Source organism: Lawsonibacter sp. LCP25S3_E2, from assembly GCF_052117285.1.
GTDB lineage: Bacteria > Bacillota > Clostridia > Oscillospirales > Oscillospiraceae > Lawsonibacter.
Genome location: NZ_JBQKJL010000043.1, coordinates 1 through 3,510, shown reverse-complemented (window position 1 = coordinate 3,510; position 3,510 = coordinate 1). Strand labels below are relative to the sequence as shown.

Below are 3,510 nucleotides of genomic sequence, written 5' to 3'. Positions count from 1 at the left end.
TAGGCAGCTCCGGCAACAGCTGACTGCCGTTTACTTCGCTTCGTGATTTTGATTTCAAAATGAGGGTTTGCCACTTCATCATCTCCTTTGGCAAAACAAAAGACCGTCTGCAAAGCTGCAAGCGGTCAGGTCATCGGGTTCTATTCCTGTTGTTCGGAAATTCCTGTCCGGCAGGGATTTTCGGACAGCAGGGGGCAAAGGGGTAGCTGGCTTTAGCCAGCGCAGGGGAAGTGCAGCTTCCACTGGATGATTGGAGCAGAGGGTTTATCCTGTGCGGAAATCATCAGCTCCCTGCAAGGGGCTTTCGGCAGAACGCAATGCACCACCTTTAGGCGGTGTATAATTGCGCCCTTGTTAAAACAAGGGGTTCTCGCTGCCGTCCGTTGTCAGCCTTTTTCTCCGCTCCTCAATGAGTGTGTCCAACTTCTTTTGGGCGGCTTCACCGTGAAAGAGGAAGGTCAGAAGTTCCATCACATCGTCATCGGTCAGCAGAGTAGGCTCACGCAGAAACTTCTCCAGCATCCCGGCACGAGTGCAAAGCCGGTGGGTTCTCTCGCTCCGTGTCAGGCGTTTCCGTTCATGCTCCAGCTGCTTCTCCCTGTGCTGGGCGGCAATCAGCTTTTTCTCGGCTGCGGTTTTCTGACGGTTCAGCTTTTCCAGTTTTTCATTCATGGGGGTCAGGCTCCTTTCTGAATAATGGGCAAAACAAAAGCGACCAACTTTTTACGGTTGATCGCCTTTGGCTTGGTCACTATTTTTATGTTTTTAAGATGAAAATTCATCCGCTAAATGATTGCTTAACTCGGACAATGACTTGATTAGCCCCAGATTACTATATTCAAAATTCTGCGTTAGACTATCCCACTGCATAAATCCAAGACAATGTTCATGACTCTCTCCGTCAACTATGGTCTGAATATCAGAAATATGGGTTTCAGTAGAAAGAATATGCGCTAAGCGTGGACTTGCCCCATTATCAATATTAACCAGCAAACCATATTTTGCGCCTGAAACCAAGCAGTATCCAACAAGTTGTGACCATTCTTTAAGCCCTGCACTGTTCATCAGCTTGACTTCAAGAATTAAAATCTCAAATTGCGTTCCATCAGTGATCAAAGCAAAAATATCAAGGTTTAGCGGGGGCACTCGATTCGCAAAATTTTTAACGCAGGTACATTTATCTGGATGTTCGGAAATAATTCTTTGCAAATTGGTTTTCAGTTCGCCGATACCCCAAAAAACACTGAGTTCTTTGTGGCGTTTCGCTCTGAAATTACTTTTAAGCTGAGCTTCTATAAAAGTTTGGATTTCTGGATAATACGAAACTTCATTTCGGCTGCGTTTACCGGGCATCTCGTAAGTCCTCCTCAGTAATTTGACGAACGAGCAATTTATATTCATTGTCCGGCGAATTTGTTACCAAGCGTTTGTAGACATTAGGATTCCGAGCACCAATTAAAGCACCACGACCGTTTCCCACAATAACCAATGGTGTGAGAAGATCAGGCTTTCTTATTTCAACCGATAAATCTGCGTCATCATGTGAATGGCGTTCAACAATTTGAAAATATCCTTTTGGACGCTTGCCAGAGAGTTCGTCATCGTTTGCAATGACATAGGCAACCGCTTGGAGAATTTCGGCTATTGGATAACCAGTATTCGCAGTAGTGCCGTATAACAAAGCTGTTTTATCTTCCTTGTACCGGTCTATTAGGGTTCCAATATTTACATTAAGAGAAGTGTATTCCCGTCCCGACAGTAGGGGATCTGCTTGAATAATCTCCTCAATCTGAATGTAGCTATCCTTATGCAAAATCGGGAATGGGTTAATCAGTTCTCCAATATGCTCAAACTGTTCCCTGATTTTACAGTATGGAGCGTGTTCACAGCCCATTACCGTACAAAAATGTCTGAAATGAATGTAATGCCCACCCCTAATCAGTTCTGGCAAACGAGTATCATTTTCAGCTGGATGCACTGTGGACGGAGTGAAATGCATATCCCTCGTTTCACATCTTTCCGCAGCATGAGTTTCCCTTTGTAATCTACGATTTTCATTTGATGTTTCTGCTTTAGTTCTAAACGCAAATGCACCAAACTGAGCATATTGATCCAATAAAATTCGCAGCTTAAAGCCTTTGTTCCATTGAGCGTAGTATGAATCGTTTGTGCAATGGATATTTGGATGATTCCAGTTTACCTGATCGGGAATACAATTTATGCTGTACAACAGTCGACACAAATCACATACGAACTTAAAGTTGTAGCCCTTGATTTCAAAAGAAATAATTTGATGCTCATCGGTAAAACGGCGCTGTGATTTTGCCATACTTCCGATTGTATCAGCTAATCCAGCAATAAAGCGGCGTTTAAGATTATCATCAACTAATTCTGATACAACCTGGCTTATATCGGCACTTCCACGAAGCTCGCCTTCACACACAATGCCATAATGCATAAGGTCATTTTTTACCGCTGTTGTATCGCCTTCGCAAAGAATTGTCCAAGTCCCTCCGGGAGTGGTTTCATATTGAACAGAAAGGTCATAGACAGCCCGAAACATTTGCCCTACTTTGCGTAGAATATCTCCTGCAATTTCTCCAGCACGCTGTGGATTTTCAAGATATGAACCCCATTTTTTATATGGCAGGCGAATGCTGAAAACATCTTCTGCGTTTCCAAATACACCTCCACCTATGATTAACCCCAATAGATATGCTTTATCTGTATCCATTCTCTTATCCCCTTACTTTTCACTTGTGTTTTTCTTAAATACTTGCTCCATTATTGCCGAAGCGATATTGTATGCCAACATGACCGGCACAGCATTTCCTATGACTTTATACATTGCTGTAATGTTTCGTGCTGTATCTGTTAAGAAGTTAAAATCATCGGGGAAAGTCTGAATGCGGGCAACTTCTCGTACAGTAAACCTTCTGTTTTCAGTAGGATGTATAATGCCACAGTTCTCCGGCTGAGCAGATGCTGTCATAGTTCCACAAATCTCATCTCTTGAAAAACGACGGTAAAAGTTGGGCGAATGGTACTTTTTCATGTTATCTCGGATTCTTTGGAAACGAGGAGCTAAATGTTCATATGGAACATCTTTCCACGAGCCACCTTCGGGAATAAATCTAATCATGTCCAGTGCTTGCGGCGAAAGTGCCCAATCCACATTGTTGGCTACTTCCGGCGGCACATCTAAAATGTGACGCAGCGTCAGATTTTCTTTAGTTTGTTTTTTGGGAAATTCAAAGGTAATGCCCAAGTCTTTGCGGACACCCACAAACAAAACTCGTTGACGGTTTTGAGGGACACCATAATCCGATGCATTTACAAGCTGATGCACGACATTATATCCCACGCCATTCATGGTAGACAAATCTTCAACAATGACTTCTGCTAAATTGCGTCCATCAATATACTTTGTCGAAAGCAAACCTTTAACATTTTCAAAGACAATTACTTTCGGCATCTTTTTTTGAATTATACGCAGACACTCTTTGTATA

General features: G+C 42.9%; 4 protein-coding genes. All 4 read right to left on the bottom strand.

What is annotated here, in order from left to right:
• Positions 1 to 354: 354 nt before the first annotated feature.
• The gene (locus ACTQ3R_RS16235) at positions 355 to 672 is read right to left on the bottom strand and encodes a DUF3847 domain-containing protein (RefSeq protein WP_087283485.1); all 318 of its coding nucleotides are present in this window, start codon (positions 670 to 672) and stop codon (positions 355 to 357) included.
• 93 nt (positions 673 to 765) lie between these two features.
• Positions 766 to 1,353, bottom strand: coding sequence for a hypothetical protein (locus ACTQ3R_RS16230; RefSeq protein WP_024400488.1), 588 nt, complete (start codon positions 1,351 to 1,353; stop codon positions 766 to 768).
• A complete protein-coding gene (locus ACTQ3R_RS16225) occupies positions 1,343 to 2,734 on the bottom strand; it encodes a hypothetical protein (RefSeq protein WP_412639518.1) in 1,392 nt (463 codons plus the stop codon). Before ACTQ3R_RS16225 ends, ACTQ3R_RS16230 begins: the two co-directional genes overlap by 11 nt.
• A gap of 12 nt (positions 2,735 to 2,746) precedes the next feature.
• On the bottom strand, positions 2,747 to 3,510 hold a 764-nt coding region (locus ACTQ3R_RS16220; protein ID WP_441780196.1), incomplete at its 5' end, for a DNA cytosine methyltransferase.